Annotated in this window: 17 protein-coding genes and 1 pseudogene; 4 read left to right on the top strand and 14 right to left on the bottom strand. The window is 66.4% G+C overall.

Annotated elements, in window-relative coordinates; all coding sequences use genetic code 11:
- The first annotated feature begins 7 nt into the window (after nt 1-7).
- On the top strand, nt 8-514 hold the full coding sequence (locus tag QX094_RS13310) for a hypothetical protein (protein ID WP_315715057.1): 507 nt from the start codon (nt 8-10) through the stop codon (nt 512-514).
- Between the two features lie 13 nt (nt 515-527).
- Here the strand turns inward: QX094_RS13310 and QX094_RS13305 are convergent, their stop codons facing one another.
- From QX094_RS13305 to QX094_RS13290, 4 genes are all read right to left on the bottom strand, one after another.
- On the bottom strand, nt 528-1,724 hold the full coding sequence (locus tag QX094_RS13305) for an acyl-CoA dehydrogenase family protein (protein WP_315715056.1): 1,197 nt from the start codon (nt 1,722-1,724) through the stop codon (nt 528-530).
- Between the two features lie 95 nt (nt 1,725-1,819).
- A complete protein-coding gene (locus QX094_RS13300) occupies nt 1,820-2,833 on the bottom strand; it encodes a formamidase (protein ID WP_315715055.1) in 1,014 nt (337 codons plus the stop codon).
- A gap of 133 nt (nt 2,834-2,966) precedes the next feature.
- Entirely contained in the window at nt 2,967-3,530 is a 564-nt protein-coding gene (locus QX094_RS13295; protein ID WP_315715054.1) for a TetR/AcrR family transcriptional regulator, read from the bottom strand.
- 13 nt (nt 3,531-3,543) lie between these two features.
- Nucleotides 3,544-4,005, bottom strand: coding sequence for a nuclear transport factor 2 family protein (locus QX094_RS13290; RefSeq protein WP_316173574.1), 462 nt, complete (start codon nt 4,003-4,005; stop codon nt 3,544-3,546).
- 277 nt (nt 4,006-4,282) lie between these two features.
- Between QX094_RS13290 and QX094_RS13285 the strand changes: the two genes are divergently transcribed.
- Together QX094_RS13285 and QX094_RS13280 are read left to right on the top strand one after the other, a co-directional pair.
- Nucleotides 4,283-5,872 carry an ATP-binding protein gene (locus QX094_RS13285; RefSeq protein ID WP_315751832.1) on the top strand — a complete coding sequence of 530 codons (1,590 nt, stop codon included), beginning with the start codon at nt 4,283-4,285 and terminating at the stop codon, nt 5,870-5,872.
- A 90-nt stretch (nt 5,873-5,962) separates the two neighbouring features.
- Nucleotides 5,963-6,523 carry a hypothetical protein gene (locus QX094_RS13280; RefSeq protein ID WP_316173572.1) on the top strand — a complete coding sequence of 187 codons (561 nt, stop codon included), beginning with the start codon at nt 5,963-5,965 and terminating at the stop codon, nt 6,521-6,523.
- A gap of 27 nt (nt 6,524-6,550) precedes the next feature.
- Here the strand turns inward: QX094_RS13280 and QX094_RS13275 are convergent, their stop codons facing one another.
- Both QX094_RS13275 and QX094_RS13270 read right to left on the bottom strand, forming a co-directional pair.
- Entirely contained in the window at nt 6,551-7,912 is a 1,362-nt protein-coding gene (locus QX094_RS13275) for a UDP-N-acetylglucosamine-peptide N-acetylglucosaminyltransferase (protein ID WP_315825620.1), read from the bottom strand.
- Nucleotides 7,913-8,064: 152 nt separating this feature from the next.
- Nucleotides 8,065-8,334 carry a hypothetical protein gene (locus tag QX094_RS13270; protein ID WP_315715049.1) on the bottom strand — a complete coding sequence of 90 codons (270 nt, stop codon included), beginning with the start codon at nt 8,332-8,334 and terminating at the stop codon, nt 8,065-8,067.
- A 331-nt stretch (nt 8,335-8,665) separates the two neighbouring features.
- On the opposite strand from QX094_RS13270, the gene QX094_RS13265 reads away from it, so the two are divergent.
- A complete protein-coding gene (locus QX094_RS13265) occupies nt 8,666-9,487 on the top strand; it encodes a porin family protein (protein WP_316173570.1) in 822 nt (273 codons plus the stop codon).
- An 81-nt stretch (nt 9,488-9,568) separates the two neighbouring features.
- On the opposite strand, the gene QX094_RS13260 is transcribed toward QX094_RS13265, so the two are convergent.
- The 8 genes and pseudogenes from QX094_RS13260 to QX094_RS13225 all read right to left on the bottom strand — a co-directional run bounded on the left by QX094_RS13260 (nt 9,569) and on the right by QX094_RS13225 (nt 18,923).
- Nucleotides 9,569-10,693: an ABC transporter permease gene (locus QX094_RS13260; protein WP_315751829.1), complete on the bottom strand. Its 1,125-nt coding sequence runs from the start codon at nt 10,691-10,693 to the stop codon at nt 9,569-9,571.
- A 3-nt stretch (nt 10,694-10,696) separates the two neighbouring features.
- Entirely contained in the window at nt 10,697-13,444 is a 2,748-nt protein-coding gene (rbbA, locus tag QX094_RS13255) for a ribosome-associated ATPase/putative transporter RbbA (RefSeq protein WP_315825822.1), read from the bottom strand.
- A gap of 8 nt (nt 13,445-13,452) precedes the next feature.
- Nucleotides 13,453-14,553 (bottom strand): HlyD family secretion protein, encoded by a 1,101-nt coding sequence (locus tag QX094_RS13250; protein WP_315825621.1) that lies wholly within the window; start codon nt 14,551-14,553, stop codon nt 13,453-13,455.
- Nucleotides 14,554-14,705: 152 nt separating this feature from the next.
- Nucleotides 14,706-16,651 (bottom strand): annotated as a pseudogene (locus QX094_RS13245) (tetratricopeptide repeat protein).
- Between the two features lie 69 nt (nt 16,652-16,720).
- A complete protein-coding gene (locus QX094_RS13240; protein WP_315751826.1) occupies nt 16,721-17,464 on the bottom strand; it encodes a di-trans,poly-cis-decaprenylcistransferase in 744 nt (247 codons plus the stop codon).
- Nucleotides 17,465-17,500: 36 nt separating this feature from the next.
- Nucleotides 17,501-17,881, bottom strand: a complete 381-nt coding sequence (locus QX094_RS13235; RefSeq protein ID WP_315715043.1) for a transcriptional regulator — start codon at nt 17,879-17,881, stop codon at nt 17,501-17,503.
- On the bottom strand, nt 17,868-18,485 hold the full coding sequence (locus QX094_RS13230) for a hypothetical protein (protein ID WP_315715042.1): 618 nt from the start codon (nt 18,483-18,485) through the stop codon (nt 17,868-17,870). Before QX094_RS13230 ends, QX094_RS13235 begins: the two co-directional genes overlap by 14 nt.
- A gap of 144 nt (nt 18,486-18,629) precedes the next feature.
- Complete coding sequence (locus tag QX094_RS13225; RefSeq protein WP_315715041.1) at nt 18,630-18,923, bottom strand: DUF3551 domain-containing protein; 294 nt, start codon at nt 18,921-18,923, stop codon at nt 18,630-18,632.

Raw genomic sequence — 18,923 nt, 5'->3', positions numbered from 1 at the left:
TCGGGCTTTGGCGCAGCGACCGCCGCGCCAGGAGATCGTCCCTTACGATCACATGTGTTCGGACCGCTTCTTCTCTTTCCGGCCGGACGAGAGCGGCAGCTCACTGGGCAGCGTCGAGGTGAAGGAGGCACTGGTCTACGATCAGTACATGCGCGGCGACATCGACTTCACGGGCTTCAGGGTGACCATCTCGCTACGAGAGCAGGCCTGCCAAGCCTATCTGAGTCACGTCGGCATGCGGCAACCTGAGCTGCGCGATCGCGAGTCCTGGGATGGCCGCCTTCTCTTCCGCATCCCCTCGCGTCCTTTCGCGTTTCCCATGCCGCGCGGAAACTCCGATCCGTGGACGTTCGGAAAACGGGTGGTCGCCCCATTGCAGGTGATCGCCCGGTTCGCCTTCGACGAGATCGAAATCCAACTGCTGCGTGACGACCGAGGCCGCCGCGTGACCATGGGCGAGGCTGCGTGCGACAGAGATCCCGGCTGGCAGGCGCCCTTGCGTCTGCGGGCCTGACGCGCAGCGCGCCTCAGCCGCGCACCACGCCGGCCCGCGACTTCAGGAACTCGCGCGCGACGATCAGCTTCTGCACTTCGGTCGCGCCTTCATAGATGCGCAGCGCGCGGATCTCGCGGTAGAGGCTCTCCACGATCTCACCCTTGCGGACGCCGCGGCCGCCGAACATCTGCACGGCACGGTCGATGACGCGCTGGGCGGTCTCGGTGGCCGTGAGCTTGGCCATCGCGGCCTCGCGCGTGGTCGGCAGCTTCTGCACGTCGCGGCGCCAGGCCGCGCGGTAGGTCAGGAGCGCGGCGGCATCGGTCTCGGTCGCCATCTCGCCGAACGCCGCCTGCGTCATCTGCAAGTCCGACAACGTGGCGCCGAACATCTTGCGGCTCTGCGCATGCGCCTGCGCCTCGTCGAGCGCGCGACGGCCGAAGCCGAGGGCGGCGGCCGCCACCGAGGCGCGGAAGATGTCGAGCGTCTGCATCGCCAGCTTGAAGCCGCCGCCGGGCGCGCCGAGCCGGCGGTTGGCCGGGATGCGGCAATTCTGCAGGCGGAGCGTCGCCAGGGGATGCGGTGCGATCACCTCGATGCGCTCGGCCACGGAGAACCCCGGATCGTCGGGAAACACGACGAAGGCGGAGATGCCGCGCGCGCCGGGCGCCTCGCCGGTGCGGGCGAACAGCGTGTAGACGTCGGCGATGCCGCCGTTGGAAATCCAGGTCTTCTCGCCATCGAGCACGTAAGTATCGCCGTCCAGCCGCGCCGCGCAGGCCATCGCGGCGACATCGGAGCCCGCCTCCTTCTCCGACAGCGCGAAGGCCGCGAGCCATTCGCCGGCGCGCACCTTGGGCAGCACACTGGCGCGCAGCTCCGGCGAGCCGCCGAGCGCGATGGCGCCGGAGCCCAGTCCCTGCATGGCGAAGGCGAAATCGGCCAAACCGTCGGCATAAGCGAGCGTCTCGCGCGACAGGCAGATCGCGCGTGAGTCGATCGCGCCGGCATCCGCGTCGGGCGCCACGACGGCGCTGTCGAGCAAGCCTGCGGCACCAAGCGCGCGAACGATCTTGCGGCAGGCGGTGTCGACATCGCCGTGATCGACGTCGTCGAGAACGCCCGAGCCGACGAAGCGGTCGAGCTGGTCGCACAGAGCGCGGTGACGCGACTCGAAGAACGGCCAGTCGAGCCAGTCGCGGGGGATCACCTTCGCCGAAACACTCATGACAAGACCTGTCCGCCAATTATTTTAAGTATAAAATAATTGGCGGAGGATCGATCTGTCAAGCTTGCGGCGGCCGGGCGCGCCGCCGCATTCGCTCACTCCGCCGCCCTGCCGAGCTTGCCGAAGGCGCGTGTCGGGGCCGGGAAGCCGCAGGAGGTGCCGTCGGTGACCTTGACCTGGTCCTCCCACGGCAGCCGGTAGGTGCCGGCGACCATGTCGTGCATGAAGGTGTAGGGACAATCCATCGCGCCGCCTTTCACCGCGACATAGCCGCGGTGCCAGAGCTGGTAGATGTTGTTCTCGACGCCCCAGTTGATGCGAGCCTCGCGCACGAGATCGGGGCGCACCTCGGCGGTGATGATCTCGTCGGCGCGCCCCGTCGTGCCGTGCGCGATGATGCTGCCGTCGAAATTGACGATCATGCCCTCGCCCATCGAATCGAACGAGCCGTCGGAGCCGCACATGCAGACATTGGCCGTCACCATCAGGTTCTGGAACGCATTGGCCTGATTGGTGAAGCGCCAGCTGTCGCGGATCGGCGCGGTGTAGCCGGCGGTGCGGATCATGATTTCGGCGCCCTTGTAGGCGCATTCCCGCGCCATCTCCGGGAACATGCCGTCATGGCAGATGATGAGCGCGATCTTGGCGCCGCGCGGTCCCTCGATCACGGGTATGCCGAGATCGCCGGGCTCCCACGGCTCGACCGGAATCCACGGATGCAGCTTCCGGTAATACAGCTTGATGTCGCCGCGGTCGTCGATGATCAGACCCGAATTGTAGGGGTTGCCGTCGGGGTTGTGCTCCATGATCGAGAAGCAGCCCCAGATCTTGTTGTCGATGCAGGCCTGCCTGAACGCGGCGACCTCCGGCCCGTCGAGCCGGCACATGATCTCGGGATTGGTGTCCATCGACAGCCCGTGTAGCGAGTATTCCGGGAACACCACGAGATCCATGGTGCCGAGATTCCGCCGGGCCTTGCCGACCATCCAGACGATCTTCTCGGTCTGCCGCGCGAGGTCGTCCTTGGTCACAACGACCGGCAGCTGCAGCTGCACCAGGCCGATGACCACGCCGTTGTCGGATTTATTGAGACCGCCTAACCCGTTCATGCCGGACCTCCCTGGATGTCGCCACTGCTCGAGACGTTGCTCGAGACAACCACGATTTCACGAGAGCCGCGCGCCGATATTTCAGCCCGCCATTTGCCGCTTGCTGAGGCAGCGGTCGCCGGCGTTTCGAGAGTCAGACGACGGATGATCGTTGCAGGCGCGCTTGGAACCGCGTCAGCGCGCGGCCGAAAACGGCCGCCTCACCGGTTGCGCGCGCCAGCACCAGTGCACCCTGGATGCCGAGCACCACCTCCTCGGCGCCGTCGGCGGCCTGTGCCGCCGGCCAGCCGTCGCGGATCAGCGCATCGCGCAAGGCCTCGATCCAGCGTGTGAAGTAGCTGGCGATGGCGGCGGCGAAGCGATCCCGCGTCTCGTCGAGCGCGAACGCCCCGACGAGGCAGACGCGTCGGCCGGAACGGAAGTAGTCGTCGACGCCACGCCACATCCGCGCGATCGACTGCTCCGGCGGATCATCGCGCAGCGGCGCATAGATCTCGCGCTCGAACCAGGCGTCGACATGCGCCAGCACCGCCCGCCCCATCTCGTCCTTCCCGCCTGGAAAGAAGTGATAGAGGCTGCCTTTGCCCAATCCCGTCATCTCGGTGATCCGGCTGAGCGAGGTGCCCTCGAAGCCGAACTCGCGGAACACCTCGGCAATCAGCGGGATGACGTCGGCGCGCTCGTTGAGCGTCCGCATGGCTCTCCCTGCGTCAAAGTCCCAAGTCGGTCAGGCCGGGATGATCGTCCGGCCGGCGCCCGAGAGGCCAGTGGAATTTGCGATCGACCGCCTTGATCGGCAGGTCATTGATGCAGGCGTAACGGCGCTGCATCAGCCCCTGCGCGTCGAACTCCCAGTTCTCGTTGCCGTAGGAGCGAAACCAGTTGCCGCTGTCGTCGTGCCACTCATAGGCGAAGCGCACCGCGATCCGGTCATCGCTGTGGGCCCAGATCTCCTTGATCAGGCGGTAGTCGAGCTCCTTGGCCCATTTGCGGGAGAGGAAGGCGACGATCTCGGCACGGCCGGTGATGAACTCGGCCCGATTCCGCCACCGGCTGTCGGGCGTGTAGACCAGCGACACGCGCTCAGGGTCGCGGCTGTTCCAGCCATTCTCGGCCATGCGCACCTTCTGGGTGGCGGTCTGCAGCGTGAACGGCGGGGCGAGAGAGCTCACGGGACATCTCCTTGTGTACTATATCGTACAGACTATACCGATCGGTACACACCGTCAAGCCTCAGATGTCGAGCGGAGCTCCAGGCACAGGCTCGGCCGTGCGCCAATCCGCGTCGACGCGCGGGGCCCTATGCCTGCGGTGCCCCTCTACCAAATGTGCGCGTCGCGACAGTCAGGACCCTTGTGTGCTCAACGGAAATTCGATGATCTGCTAAGGGAACCGACCGCGCCGCGGGGGCGACACGGTCCGTCGGCCACACTTTTGGGGATATCGGACATGTCGATGCTCACGCCGCATGGCGAGTGCCTGCTGTGGACACCTGAGCTGATCTGGGTGAACACGGTGTCCGACATCCTCATCTCCTTCGCCTTCTTCACCATCGCGTTCGTGCTCGCCTTCATCGTCTATCGCCGCCGCGACTTTCAGTTCAGCTACATCTTCTGGGCCTTCGCGCTGTGGGTGTCCGTCTGCGGGCTGACACGGCTGATCGAGGTGCTCACGATCTGGGTTCCGGCCTACAGCCTGGAGGCGGCCACCAAGGGCTTCCTGGCCTTCCTGTCGGTCGGCATCGCCGCCGCGCTGTTGCTGCTGCTGCCGCGGGTGCTGACGATGCCGTCCCGCGCCGAGCTGCGGAACGCCTATGCGCAACTCGAGGAGGAGACGCGGCAGCGGCGCAGTGCGGAAGCCATGGTCCGGCGGTTCCAGGAGATCGAGGCCACGGAGGCGCAGGTGCGGCAGGCGCAGAAGATGGAGGCGATCGGCCAGCTCACCGGCGGCGTCGCCCACGACTTCAACAACATCCTCACCGTGATCACCGGCACCATCGAGATCCTGGCCGAGGCGGTCAAGGACCGGCCGCAGCTGGTGCAGATCACCAGCCTGATCAACTCGGCGGCGGCGCGCGGCGCCGACCTGACGAAGCACCTGTTGGCGTTCGCCCGCCGCCAGCCGCTGCAGCCGCGCAGCGTCGACATCAACGGCATGGTGGTCGACACCGCGCGCCTGCTGCGCCGGACGCTCGGCGAGCAGATCGAGATCGAATCCATGCTGGCGCACGATTCGGCGCCGGCGATGATCGACCCCAGCCAGCTGTCGACCGCGATCCTGAACCTCGCGCTCAACGCGCGCGATGCCATGCCGGACGGCGGCAAGCTGACCCTGGAAACCAAGAACGTCCTGCTCGACGCCGCCTATGCGCGCATGAACCCGGAGGTGATCCCCGGCAACTACGTGATGATCGCGGTCAGCGACACCGGCGAGGGCATTCCCGCCAACCTGCTCGACAAGGTGTTCGAGCCGTTCTTCACCACCAAGGACGTCGGCAAGGGCGTCGGCCTCGGCCTCAGCATGGTCTACGGCTTCGTCAAGCAGTCCAACGGTCACATCAAGATCTACAGCGAGCCGGGGCACGGAACCTCGGTCAAGCTCTACCTGCCGCAGGCCAATGCCGATGCCGATGCGGCACTGTCGACCATCGGCGCCGAGGGCATGGAGCGCGGCGACGAGACGATCCTGATCGTCGAGGACGATTCGCTGGTGCGCGAATATGTCATCGCCCAGATCAAGCGGCTCGGTTACACGACGCTCGCGGCCAGCAAGGCCGACGAGGCGCTGGCGCTGATCGACAGCGCGACGCGGATCGATCTTTTGTTCACCGACATCATCATGCCTGGCGGAATGAACGGCCGCCAGCTCGCGATCGAGGCGCTGAAGCGGCGTCCCAGCCTCAAGGTGCTGTACACGTCGGGCTATACGGAGAACGCGATCGTTCACCACGGCCGCCTCGATGCCGGTGTGCTGCTGCTTACCAAGCCGTATCAGAGCGCCGATCTCGCACGCATGCTGCGGACCGCACTGAACTCTTGACCGTGCGATGCGCGACGCATGATCCGGCCTGCAGGGGCGCGCGTTTCCGGGCCGGTGATGCGCACCTTCTTGCGGAGCTGAGGGACTTGAATGGCTCAGATGTTTTCACGCGGGCTGGCCGCCGTGCAGGCCTATGCGTCGGCCGATGACCCGCAGTCCGACATCGCCGCCAAGGTCGCGCTGGTCATCGTCTCCAACCAGCCGTTCTATCCGCTCTATCTCCATGCCCTCGTGGGCACGGCGGCGTGGCCGGCGTGGCTGACGCTGCTTACGACGCCGTTGTTTGCCAGCGTGCCCATGCTCGCGCGGCGCAATCCGTTCGCCGGCCGTGCCCTGATGGTCCTGACCGGCACGGCCAACACGGTGTTCTCCGTCAAGCTGTTCGGCGCGCAGAGCGGCGTCGAGCTGTTCCTGCTGCCTTGCGCCCTGCTCGGCGCGCTGCTGTTCCGGCCAGCGGAGCGCCTGATGTCGTTGCCTTTGCTGGGACTGCCATTCGTGTCCTATCTGCTGATCGATGCCCGCCTTGGCGCGCCGCTGATGAAGGTCGCCAACTCCAATTACGGGTCGCTCGTCGCAATCAACGCGACCAGCGTCGGCGCGCTGACGGCCCTGATCGGGATCCTCGCTGCCGGACGCATGGCGACGCAGTAAGGCGCAGCAGGCCCGCCTCGTCCCTGCTCAAGACTTCGACGCCCAGATCGGCCCTGGCGCGCCGCCGCTGCTGCGGCGGCGCCACATCTGGTCGTAGAGATCCTGCAGCGACCGGGCATAGGCGGCAGCGTCGAACAGCGGCGCGGCCGGCCGGTTGCGCCAGAGCCTGGCCTTGGCCGCCCGCAGCAGATCCGGCTCGGCGGCGAGCGTCAGCGCCACCGCCAGATAGTCGGCCTCGTCCGATGCAATGAGCTCGGGACATCCGACCGCATGTAACAGGCTGCCAGCCACCCGCGAGGCAAACGTATCCCCGGCGCAGCTCACGATCGGCACGCCGGCCCACAGCGCGTCGCTCGCCGTGGTGTGGGCGCCATAGGGCGCGGTGTCGAGCACGAGGTCGGCGAGCTGGAGTCGGCGCAGATGCTCGCCTTGCGTCGTTTCCGGCGCGAACACCAGGCGACCGGGCGCCACGCCGCGCCGAAGCGCCTCGCCGCGCAGATTGCCCTCGGCCCGATCGGACGCCAGCAGCCACAGCACGCTGTCCGGCGTCGCATCGAGCAGGCGGCACCACAGGTCGAACACCGCGGGCGTGAACTTGTAGGCCTGGTTGAAGCAGCAGAACACGATGCCGGCGTCCGGCAGGCCGACCTCGGCACGGGTCGGCGCCGGGCCCAGCGCCGCCCGGCCGTGCGGCTGGTACGAATGCGGCATGTAGGCAAAACTCTCCGAATAATCGGCCGCAACGGCCAGCGGCGTCATGAACGGATCGGTGATGATGTAGTCGCAGATGTCGCCGCCCAGCGTCCCGGGATAGCCGAGGAAATTCACCTGGACCGGCGCCGGGTGCAGCATCAGGATTCCGGTCCGGGCGCCGCGCGTATAGCCCTTGAGGTCGACCAGAATATCGATCTGCGCGGCATGCACCGCGGCCGCGGCGGCGCTGTCGCTCAGCGCGGTCACATCATGGAAGCCGTCGAAGATGGCGTGCAGCCGGCCCCGCATGGCGCCGCGATCGTCGGCGCCGAACGAGAACGCATGCAGCTCGCAGCGATCGCGGTCATGCGCCTCGAGCGCTTCGATCAGCAGATGCGCCGTGGCGTGGTCGTGGAAGTCGTTTGAAAGGTATCCGACACGAAGCTTGTCGCGGAATGTCAGATCGAAGCGAAAATCCAGCCGCGCCCGCTCGGCGCTGCTGGCGGCGATCCGGTCGCGGGTCCACAGCTCGGAGCAAAGGCGATGCTCGCCGGCGCTCATGCCGGGCACCGATAGCAGCAGGAATGGCGGAATTTGCCCCGATCGCGCCCGCGCCAGCGACAGCCGGGCATCGGTCGACGACCGGGCGAAATCGTCCCAGGCACACATGCCGCGGTCGCGCCCGAGCGATCTCATTCAGGTCCATCCATGGCGGAGCTGACATCAGACCCAGCAAGTCCTGCGCCAGACCCCGGCCTGCAGATGAAATGGAGACGCGCTGTGACAACTCCCTCACTGTCGCTCGGGCGCCGATCGCGCCGCGGGAATGACGCGCTGTGCCCGAAGAACTACGCGGCCGCCATCTGCCGGTGCGACGGCCGGTAGGAGCCCCCGTGATGGCCAATATTGTAGTTGATGTTCGCCGGCGGTTGCGACGGTGCCTGGCGAGCGACGAAATAATCCTCAAGCTCGGCGACCGCACGGCTTTCCCATTCGGCCGCCTGCGCCAGCAGCGAGTCACGCTGATGTGGGCGAAATGCCGCAGTCTGGCGGTACAAGGAGGCGATGGTCCGATAGCGCCGCACGTTCTCGAGAACCGCTTCCCCATTCATCATCATGATGCTCTCCCCTCTCCGTCCCCCAGGACGCGCCGAAGGTGCACGCGCCCGATTTGCGAAATCGTTAGCGGGCAAGACCGCGTGCCCGGATGGTTGGCGAATCCTTGACTAACGCGGTGCGGCCGATTGTCCGCTTCGTCGAAACGGCTCGGTATCAGTTGACCGCCTCGTCGGATTTACAATGACTTAAGGTTAAGACCACACGCGCGGAAAGTGACGTCGTCACAGATACTTACGCTCACGAGTGTTGTAGTTGAACTACAGCCTAATCGGCCGAATTGTGAGAAAAGCTTGTCTCAATGTTGCTGATTTTGATTGAGGATTGTGACCGATGAAAACCCTTGCCTCAGCCGTCTCTTTGCTCCTCGCCAGCTCGCTCGGCGCATTCGCCGCGGATCTGCCGGCCCGCTACACCAAGGCTCCCCCTCCGGTCGCGATCTACAACTGGACCGGCTTCTACTTCGGCGGCAGCGTCGGCTACGGCTGGGGCCGGTCGAACTTGAACACGACGCTGGACCAGACCAGCAGCTGGGCGGTCGAGGGCGCCGCCTTCCAGAATGAGTTCGTCAACATCAGCAACAACCGGCTCAATCCGGCCGGCGTGCTCGGCGGTCTCCAGGCCGGCTACAACTGGCAGAGCGGCGCCGGCGTCTTCGGCATCGAGGCCGACATCAACGGATCGGACCTCAACAAGCGGACGGTTTACACGGCGGCCAACCCGCCCACGACCCGCACCTTCAACGAGAGCATCCGGAACGACTGGTTCATGACCCTGCGCGGCCGCGCCGGTTACGCGGTCGATACGACGCTGTTCTACGTCACTGGCGGTCTCGCGGTCGGCAATGTCAAGGGCAGCTGGGATCTGACCTCGGCAAACGGCTACACCAAGACCGCCTCGGCCAACGAGACCCGGGTCGGCTGGACCGTCGGCGCGGGTGTCGAGCATGCGTTCGCACCGAACTGGACCGTCAAGGCAGAGTATCTCTACACCGACCTCGGCAGCATCAACTACACCTCGACCTACGTCCCGGGCAGCACCTTTGCCCCGCCCGGCTCGAACTACGTCGAGCGCCTGTCCCAGGACTTCTCATTCCACACGGTCCGGGTCGGCGTGAACTACAAGTTTGGCGGCCCGGCGGCCGCGCGCTACTGATCGTCGTCATCCATAGCGACGCCATTCAAGGAAAAGCCTCGGCCCAGAGCCGAGGCTTTTTTGTTGGGGTCGATGGCGGGCTCAGGCCGCCGCGATCGCCGCCCGGAAGCGGCGCAAGGTCAACGCCAGGACAACGGCGCCGATCGCCGCCACCGCTACGAATTGCGGCCAGACGACATCGATGCCGGCGCCGCGATAGAGGATCGACTGGGCGAACGACACGAAATGCGTCGACGGCGACGCCTTCATGATGGTGGCGAGCCACACCGGCTGGCTTTCCACCGGCGTCATCCCGCCCGACAACAGGTTCATCGGCACGGCGACGAGGATATAGAGCAGACCGAGCTGGGGCATCGACCGCGCGATGGTGCCGAGAAACAGCCCGACGGCGGTCGCGAAGAACAGATACAGCACGGTGCCCACCATGAACAGCGGGATCGAGCCCATGATGGGCACGCGCAGATACCACCGCACGACGGCGTAGAGCGCGATGGCGACAGCGACGGCGATCACCAGCGCATTGGCCCAGATCTTCGACATCGCGATCTCGAAGGGCGACAGCGGCATGACCAGCAGATGATCCATGGTGCCATGTTCGCGCTCACGCACCAGCGCCGCGCCGGCCAGGATGATCGCGAGCATCGTGACGCTGTTGATGATGCCCATCACGCCTTCGAACCAGGCCGTCGTGACGTTGGGATTGAACGCGATCCGCGTCACCAGGTTGACCGGGGCCGACGAGGATGTCTCGGAGCGGGCGACGAACCAGGCGACCTCCGTATTGATGATCTGCAGCGCATAGCCGGATCCGATTCCCGCCTGGATCATCGCGGTCGCATCGACGTTGACCTGCACCGACGGCTTCCGCCCGGCAAGGACGTCACGCTGGAAATTCGGCGGGATGTCGAGCACGAACGTGAAGCGGCCGCTGTTCATGAGCCGCTCCACCTCGCCTTGGCTGATGTAGACAGGCGGCTGGAAGTAAGGCAGCTGGAATACGCTGGCGATCCGGCGCGACAGCTCGGAGCTGTCCTCGTCGACGACGGCGATCGAGGCGCGATGCAGCTCCTGCGAACTGCTCTGCGCCTGGCTGATCACCGCCACGGTGAACGAATAGATCACGAGCCCGATCAGCACGACGTCGCCGAACAGGCTACGCAGCTCCTTGGTTCCGAGCCAGAACACGTTGGAGAGCGAGCGCATCATGGCTCACGCCTCCTGCTTCGGCAGCATCGCCAGGCTGAACCCGGTCAGGACGGGAATGAAGATCAAAAGGATCAGGATGTCGGCGCCGACATCGGCAAAGCCCAGCCCCTTGGTGAAGGTGCCGACCGCGATCGGGCGGTAGTACGTCATCGGGAAGACCATGCCGATCAGCTTGGCCACGCCGGACAGCGACGACACCGGGACCAGCATGCCCGAGAATTGCGTGGCCGGCAGCACGGTCAGGATCGCGGTCCCGAACAGGGCCGCGATCTGGGTGCGGCAGAAGGTCGAGATCAGCATGCCGAAGCCGGTCGTGGTGACGACGTAGACCAAGGTGCCGACCATCAGCGGCAGAAAGGCGCCCTTGAGCGGGACTCGGAACAGGACCATCGCCATCACGTACATCAACGCGAAATTCACCAGCGCGACGGCGATGTAAGGCAGCTGCTTGCCAAGCAGGAATTCGAGCCGCGTCACCGGCGTGACATAGAGATTGGTGATCGACCCCAGCTCCTTCTCGCGCACGACCGCGAGCGCCATCAGGATGGCCGGAAACAGCGCGAGCAGCAGTGCGATCGTGCTCGGGGCCATCGCGTAGATGCTGTCGAAGGACTGGTTGTACTTGAACCTGATCTCGACATTGACCGGCGAGGCCGGCAACGGCTGCGTCGTCTTGACGGCGGGATCGGAGAGATAGAGCTGATGCGTGCCTTCGAGGTAGCCTCGGATGGTCTCGGCGCGGAACGGCATCGCGCCGTCGATCCAGGCCGACACGAAGGCCGGCCGGCCGCGCTTGATGTCGACACCGAAGTTCGGCGGGATCTCGATCGAGGCCTTGATGTCGCCGCTCTTCATCCGCCGTTCGAGCTCGGCATAGTTGGCGAGCGGTGGCCTTTCGACGAAATAGCGCGAGCCTCTGAGCTCCGACAGATAGGCGCGACTCTCCGGCGACTGATCGCGGTCGAGCGCGGCGAAGGTCAGGTTGTTGACGTCCGTGGAGATGCCGAAGCCGATCACGATCATCAGGAACGCCGTTCCGAACAGCGCGAACATCAGCCGGATCGGGTCACGGATCAGCTCGAGACCTTCGCGGATCGTATAGGCGAGCAGCCGCCGCGGGCTGACGGCGGCCTGCCGTTGCTCGTCCCGCGGCCGATCGGCGGGGCGTGGATAGGGTCGCGCCTGGGTCAGCGTGACCGGCGGATCGGCGACGCCGGCATCCTGCTCGAGGAAGGCGATGAACGCCTGCTCCAGCGTCTGCGCGCCCTTGGCGCGGATCAGGCCGTCCGGCGTGTCGGTCGCCAGCACCCGCCCCTCATGCATCAGCGACAGCCGGTCGCAACGCGCCGCCTCGTTCATGAAATGCGTCGAGACGAAGATCGTCATCTCATCTTGACGCGAAAGTTCGATCAGCAGGCGCCAGAACTGATTGCGCGCGACCGGATCGACGCCCGACGTCGGCTCGTCCAGGATCAGCAGATCGGGTCCGTGGACGATCGCCACCGCGAGCGACAGGCGCTGGCGGATGCCGAGGGGAAGATCGGCCGCGAGGCTGTCGATATGGTCGGTGAGGTCGCAGCGCTCGACCAGTTCGGCAATCCGCTTCCCGGCAGCGGCCAGCGGCAGATGGAACAGCCGCGCATGCAGCACCAGGTTCTGCCGCACGGTGAGCTCGCCATACAGCGAGAACGCCTGCGACATGTAGCCGACGCGGCTGCGCGATTCATGATTGCCGGCCTCCATGGAGCGGCCGAAGATCAGCGCCTCGCCGGCGCTAGGAGGCAGCAGCCCCGTCAGCATCTTCATCGTCGTGGTCTTACCGCAGCCGTTGGAGCCGACGAAGCCGAAGATCTCGCCCTTGCGGATCTGGAAGTTCACGCCGTCGACCGCGGTGAAATCACCGAAGCGGCAGGTCAGGTCGCGCGCGACGATCACGGTCTCGTGGCTGCCGTCGAGCTCGGACTTGGCCGGCATCTCGGCGCGGTCGCGCGCCGGCCGGTCGGGCAGCAGCGCGACGAACGCGTCCTCGATCGACGCCGCGTGGGTCTGCGCCTTGAGCTCCGTCGGCGTGCCGGTCGCGAGGATGCGCCCGTCGTTCATCGCGATCAGCCAGTCGAAACGCTCCGCCTCCTCCATATAGGCGGTGGCGACGATGACGCTCATGCCCGCCGCGCTGCGCGCGCGCAGACGGTCGATCAGGTCCCAGAACTGCCGGCGCGACAGCGGATCGACGCCGGTGGTCGGCTCGTCGAGGATGAGCAGATCGGGATCATGGATCAGCGAGCAGCACAGGCCGAGCTTCTGCTTCATGCCGCCGGACAGCTTTTTTGCCGGCCGGTCGGCGAAATCGGACAGCGCCGTCGCCTCCATCAGCTCGGCGATGCGCCAGTCGCGCTCGGACCTCGACTGGCCGAACAGCCGGGCAAAGAACGCGATGTTCTCGCGCACGCTGAGATCGGGATAGAGATTCTTGCCGAGACCCTGCGGCATGTAGGCGATCCGCGGACACACCTGCGTGCGGGCGCGCCGGTCCGCCATGTCGGCCCCGAGCACGCGCGCCTGCCCGTCCTGGATCGCGCGCGCGCCGGCCAGGATCGACAGCAGCGACGACTTGCCGACGCCATCGGGACCGATGAGCCCGACCACGCGGCCGGCGGGAATGTCGATCGAGACGTTGTCGAGCGCGATCACGCCGCGATAGCGCTGCGAGACGTTCCTGACCATCGCGACCGGAGACGCATCGCCGATCATGTCGGCCATCATGGCGAGACTTGCAGACGCGCCGGCCATGCGACGTCGGGATTCCACCTGACATACGCCACGCCCGGCAATCCGCTCCTCACGGCATCGGCATGCGCAGCCAGTCTATCCGGATCGACGCGTACACGGATGCGAAACATCAGCTTGTCACGCTCGCTGCGGGTCTCGACCGTCTTCGGCGTGAACTGCGCCTGGCTCGCCACGAACGCAACTTTCGCCGGGATCGGACGATCCGGATAGGCATCGAGCACGATCCGCGCTTCGGTGCCGATCTTGACCTTGCCGACCTCCTCGGTCGGCAGGAACACGTCCATGTAGACATAGCCGATGTCCAGCATGGTGAAGACCTTGCCGCCGGCGGCGAGAACTTCGCCGACATTGGCGAGACGATATTGAATGCGGCCGGGCTTCGGCGCGATCAAGGAATTGTCGGCGATCTGAACGGTGTAGAGCGCGACGTCGTGACGAACCGCTTCGAGCCCGCGTTCGGCTTCGAAAATCCGCGCCTGCGCGCCGGCAAGGCCGGCGGTCGCATTGTCGAGCGCCTGCTGGCGCTGATCGGCCAGCTCGCGTGTGGTCCAGCCGCTCTGCAGCAGGCTGCGGGTGCGCTCCATCTCCTGCTCGGCGAGCGTCTTCTGCGCCTGCAGTTGCGCGAGATTGGCACGGGCCTGGTCGACGACGTGCTGCGCCTGCTCGGCCTGGGCTTGCGCCTTCGACAGCGATTGCTGCAGCTCCTTCGTGTCCATCCGCGCCACGATCTGCCCGGCCTCGACGCGATCGCCGATATCGGCGCGCAGCTCGGCAACGCGCCCGGCATATTTGGTCGCGATGTCGATCTCGTCAGCCTCGATGCGGCCGTTGCTGACGCTGATGCCCACCGGCAGCGGCGGATGCAGGCGCTGCCACCAGACGTAGCCGCCACCACCGGCCGCCCCGACGGCGAGCACGAGCAGCAGAAACGGCCACAACGCCCACCTGCGCCGCGGCTGATGGGACACGGGAACAGACACCGCCGACGAGGGAACGACAGCGCCGGGCGCAGCATGCGTATCCCGAACAGGCCGGATGTCACTGACAAGCTCGGATTCCTGCTGATTCATTCCAAAAACGCCTTCGTCGCTGAAGCAGGCGTACCGTGTGCCATACGCACGCAGAAATCCGTTGACGCAGCTCAATCGCCATCGGGCGGCACGTGCCGGCGGCTCAGCCAGCCGATCACGTTTCAGTTATGGCGTCTTTGGTGCTCAAACGTTCAGCACACGCTGACCGTCGCGAGCTGTGCGGCGAGCGCCTCGCGCACGCGCGCGACGACGTCGGCATAGTCACGTCGCGTGTCCTGGCGGAACAGCCGCACGCTCGGATACCAGGGACTGTCGTCACGGCCGAGCAGCCAGCGATAGTCCGGCGTGAAGGCAGCATGATCCAGGTCGGCTTGCCCAGCGCGCCGGCCAGATGCGCCACGCTGGTATCGACGGTGATGACCAGGTCGAGATTGTCGATCAGCGCCGCCGTATCGACGAAGTCACGGATGTCAGCGGTGAGATCGAGAATGTCGTCGCGCGCGGCGAGCGCGGCCTTGTCGGACGGCCGAGGCTCCTTCTGCAGACTAACGAACCGCGCGCCGGTCTCAAGCAGCGGCGCGAGCGTCGGCAACGAAATCGAACGGTTGTGATCATTGAGATGCGCGGGGTTGCCCGACCAGACCAGGCCCACCCGCAAGCGGTCATGCGGACCGAGTCGCTGTTCCCAGATCGCCCGGCGCGCCTCGGGAGGGCGCGGCAGATAGCACGGCGCAGCAGGGATGGTGTCGAGCCGGGTGGCGAAGGCGAGCGGCAGGCTCGACAGCGGGCAGTGATAGTCGATGGCAGGCAGCGCATCGATGCCGCGGGCAAGACACTGCGCCACGCCGTCCAGGCCGGACAGAAGCGGCTGCAGCGGCGCGTCGACCTCGAGCGCGACGCGCGCGCCCTGCGCGGCCACCAGGGTGGCGTAGCGCGAAAACTGGATCGTGTCGCCGAGCCCCTCGTCGCTATGGAGCAGGATCGTCTTGCCGGCGAGGGGCGCGTCCGCAAGCCACAGCGGCGCCTCGAAGCTGCGCTCGACGAAGCCGACGGCGCGACATTTTCGTCCCCATTCGCGCGCCGCCCAGCCGCGGGCGAAGTCGCCGGTCAGCAGCCGGAACAGCGCCGCGTTCCAATGCGCATCGGCCAGATCAGGCTTCAGCGCGACGGCGCGATCGAAGCTTTCGAACGCCTCTGCAAAGCGATGCAGCTCGGCCAGCGACGTGCCGCGATGATTGTGGAAATCCGCGGTCTGCGGCCGGAGCGCGATCGCCTTGTCGAACATGGCGACGGCGTCATCGTGACGGCCGAGGTTCTGCAGGATGCATCCATAGCCATTGGCGAAGTCGGGATTGTCGGGCGCCAGCAGCTGCGCGCGATGGCCGAGAGTCTCGGCTTCCTGGTAGCGGCGCAGCCGCCGCAGCGCGATGCCGTTCAGGTACAGCACACCCGCCTGATCCGGCATCACTGCCAGCGACTGCCCGAAGCGCGAGATGGCCTGCTCGTAATGGCCGGCATCGAAATGAAGCGCTCCGGCCTTATTGGCCGCCTCGACGTGATCTGGCTTGAGCTGCGCCACCTGATCGAAGGCCAGCGCCGCCTCGTCACGCCGGCCCTGGGCTTCGAGCACCTCGCCGAGACGAAACCACGTCGCGGCACGATCGGGCGCGAGCTGCAGCAGCCGATCACAGGCCAGCGCCGCCTCGGCGTGCCGCCCCCTCAGTTGCAGCAGTTCGCCAAGCGCATCCCAGCTCTCCACAGCATCCGTCTGAAGCTGCAGCGCGCGATCATAGGCCTTGATCGCTTCATCGACGCGGCCGGAGCCCCGCAGCGCCTGCGCCAAGCCGACGAAGGACTCCGCTGCGGACATGTCCTGCCGAACGGCGCGGGCAAACCACTCGATCGCATCATCGGCGCGCTTGAGCGCCAGGCAGACCTGTCCCATCGCACGCAGCGCGTCGAGCGAGGCCGCGTCCAGCGTCAGCGCGCGGCGGCACGCATCCTCGGCCTGCGCGAGCCGGCCGGCGCGCAGCAGCCGCAGCGCGGCGGCGCACAGCGCATCGGGCGTATCGGTGTGGCCCATCGATCCGGATCTGACCGGAGGCTTGCCGGCAGGCCGGCGCTGCTTGTGCTTCATCAGGGGATCTCTGCGCTCGTGCTGCAAGCGGTAGATGATTCCCCGATGTGCGGAAAGATTGAGCCGTCGTCAGGCGACCGGTGCCGGCGCCAGCGGCACCGCCTCGAGTCCTCCGAAGCGGCGCTCGCGGCCGCGGAACGAGGCGAGCGCCTGCGCGAGATCTGCTGCATCGAAATCGGGCCACATCCGCTGGGTGAAATGCAGCTCGGCATAGGCGCCTTCCCAGAGCAGGAAATCGGACAGCCGCTGCTCGCCGGAGGTGCGGATGATCAGATCGACGTCGCGCAAGCCGGCTTCGCCGGTCACGAGGTCGGAGAACGCCGCACGCGTCAGGCCGTCGATTTCGCGGGCCTTCGCCGCGGCCTCGAGGATCGCGTCGCGCGCCGAATAGTCGACCGCGATGCGCAGATGCAGGGTGCTGCCGTCGCGGGTTGCCGCTTCGGCCCGGCCGATCGCGTCGGCGATGCCGCCGGGCAGCCGGTCGCGACGGCCGATCACGGTGAGGCGGACGCCGTTGCGTACCAGCGACTCCACCTCGCTGGCGAGATAGACCCGCAACAGCGCCATCAAGGCGGCGACCTCGGCACGCGGGCGTCGCCAATTGTCGCTGGAGAACGCATACAGCGTCAGCGTCCCAATGCCCTGGTCGGGCGCGGCTTCGACGACGCGCCGGATCGCCTCGACCCCCGCCTCGTGCCCGCGCAGCCGCGACAGGCCCTTGCGCGTCGCCCAGCGGCCGTTCCCGTCCATGATGATGCCGACATGCAGGCCATCCACCACAGCAGGCGATTTAGGTTGCAGACTACTTTGCATTGCAAAGCTCCAGGTCGAAAAAGTGCGATGCGCGATTCAGATGCGGCCCGGGATCAGGCCGACCGACGATGGCGTATGTTCCTTGCCGGCAGCCGCCGCGGCGTCGCGGACGAGGCGCTCGAGCACGGCGAGATAATCGAGGAAGCGGCGGCGTCCCGCCTTGGTCAGCCGGCAGGTGGTATGTGGGCGATTGCCCTCATAGCCCTTGGTGACCTCGACGAGACCGGCTTCCTGCAACACCTGCAGATGGCGGGACAGATTGCCGTCCGTCAGCCCGCAGAGCTGCTTGAGGTCGGCAAAAGCGAGACCCTTCGGGTGCGCCATCAGCGAGGTGAGCAGGCCGAGCCGTGCCTTCTCGTGGATGACGCGATCGAGGCCGTCATAGGAGAACGGCGCGCTGCCGTCAGTCTTCGACATCGGACTCTCCGGTCGCAAAATACAGAATGCCCGCCATCAGCCCCTGTCCGATCGCGAACGGAAGCCCCATCGTCCATGGCGACAGCGCATGCGTGGCGCTGCCGACCAGCAGCACGGCGAAGCCGGCCATGAAATAGAACGCCCCGGCAAGCGCCACCGTGCGTGGCAGCGAGCGCACCGACGCGAACACGCCGAGCGACATCAGGATCTGCCACAGGCCCGGCAGCATCCACAGCGCCTCCGGCGCGAACTTCCACAGCAGCACCGCGAGCAGGACGCCAGCGATGCCCGCTGGCAGGAACTGCTCGACCGCCTGATGAATCATCGCGTCCGCAAGGCCGGAATGATGCCGGCGCGACCGCGCCCGCATCTCGAACCAGATCATCGTCAGCGACACGCAGGCTGCCGCCGCCCATCCGAGCAGGAACGTCCACGCGTCGGCCGTCGGGTCGCGCAGAAACAGCTGCTGAAGCAGCGCAGTGACCAGCGCTACGGCCGAGGTCGCGGCCATCGTCGCCGGCCCGTAGCCGCGAAATGCCGTGCCCGCCGCAAGCTGGCTGCGGATCGCGATGATGTCCGCCAGCGCCTTATCGAGGTCGCGCATGTCTCACCTGAGGCCCGGAACGGCTCGTTTAACTTTGCAATACAAAGTATATACGAACGCAAAGTCGATGCAAGCCCGCGCGATTCCGGAAGCGCGCCTGCGTCAGCCGCTTGGCCGCGCGTGCCGACCCGCTCCGTAGAGGCGTCAGTAATACTGATAGCGGTGCACGCGGCGCGGCGGCGGCATGTCGACATAGACCGAGGGGCCGCGGCGGGCAGGATCGAACGCGACGCGCGGATTGATGCCACAGCCTGCATTGCGCCCGGAGGCACTCGCCCGGCATTGCTCGAAGGTCTGATAGGAGCAGTCGCCGGGGTAACCGACGCCTCGGCCCTGCACACACCAGGGATAGTCGTAACCGCCTGCGGAGGCCGGCGCGATACCGCCACCAAGTGCAACGCCGACGAGGCCGGCTGCCATCATCATAACCTTGCGCAT

The organism is Bradyrhizobium sp. SZCCHNS1050, assembly GCF_032484785.1.
GTDB lineage: Bacteria > Pseudomonadota > Alphaproteobacteria > Rhizobiales > Xanthobacteraceae > Bradyrhizobium.
Note: the sequence above shows the minus strand (reverse complement) of the source record. Positions and strands in the feature narration are given on the sequence as shown.